This window comes from Pseudomonas sp. P1.8 (assembly GCF_001269805.1).
Taxonomy (GTDB): Bacteria; Pseudomonadota; Gammaproteobacteria; order Pseudomonadales; family Pseudomonadaceae; genus Aquipseudomonas.
Window position 1 is genome coordinate 1 of record NZ_LHVM01000028.1, and the last position, 1,189, is coordinate 1,189.

Consider the following 1,189-nt stretch of genomic DNA (forward strand, 5'->3'; position numbering starts at 1 on the left):
CTCGTTCTTGCGCCAGATGATGTTGAGCACATCACACGGCTTTTCTCCGGTAGGGATGGGCAGCGGCGCCAAATAATCATTGCGCGACAACAGCCGTTTTTTTGTGGTGCCTGCCTCGGGCGTGCTCATGGTTTGTCCTTGGGTTGCAGGTAAGAGGCGCCGGGATGATCCTCGCCGAGCCGGTAGCGCGGGACACGATCCAGCTCAGGCGTCGGGTCGTTCCGCAGCGCGATCACGCCGGTGCTGTCGCTCAAGGTAAAGGCCAGCCCTGCTTCGCCACCGATGAAGGTCGGGGCGCCGAGCATGGCGAGGAGTGGCGTGCGATAGCGCAACCGCAGGGAAACGCTGCTGGGGGTTGTGCCCAAGACATCGCGTAGCGCCTTGAAGGGACCACTCAGGCGCAGACCCTGACCGTCCTTGAACGGTATCCACTCGCAAACGCTGCTGACCAGCCAGTGCGGCGTCATGTCCCGCCAGGGACGCGGCGGCTTGAAATGTTGGTTGGGGCTGTTCTTGATCAGATGGCGGTAAGCCTGGGTATCCACGGGATCACCGATCATGCTCAGCTCCAGGTAGGCACTGCCGGGCTCGGCCCCCGGTAAATCGATGGTCAGGGCCTCGATGGCGCTGACGAAGGCAAGGCCCGACGCGCCACTACCCAGGGTCGATTCCGTGCTGCTTTGCATGCTGACCCGAGGTGCATACAGGATGAAGTACAGCCTATCGAGTTCTTCCTCTTGGGCTTTGGGTGCGATGGGGGCCAGGTCAAGCGCCCGGGCTTTTGACCAGCAACAGAAGTTGAGGAAGTTTTGCAGCGGGGTTTGCTCGAACACCCAAGTGATCAAGTGCAGCACGCCCAGCACGGCAATCAGCCAATTCAACGGCCCCAGGTACAGCGTGTAGCGCAAGATGGCGGTTTCGACGGTTATTGAACCTGCCAAGGCGCGGGCAGTGTAGCCAAACCCTAACAACGCTTGGGCGCCAAAGGCCGCGATTTGTCCACCGACTACGCTCTGGCGCATCTCCAGCCATGGATCGACCCGGCTTTGGGCGTTTTCCAGCTGTACTTGCAGAGACCTGAACTCTGCGAATGCTGCACCGCCAGATAGCCCACCAATCACCCCACCCAACACCGTAAGCATCGCCGCAGTTGAACCAACGAAGTGAAACCTACCCTTCCCCAACCCCT

The 1,189-nt window shown here is 60.6% G+C and carries 1 pseudogene; it reads right to left on the reverse strand.

The features are described 5' to 3' along the window. Positions 1–125: 125 nt before the first annotated feature. Positions 126–1,189 (reverse strand): annotated as a pseudogene (locus AD668_RS28230) (hypothetical protein); the annotation flags it as partial.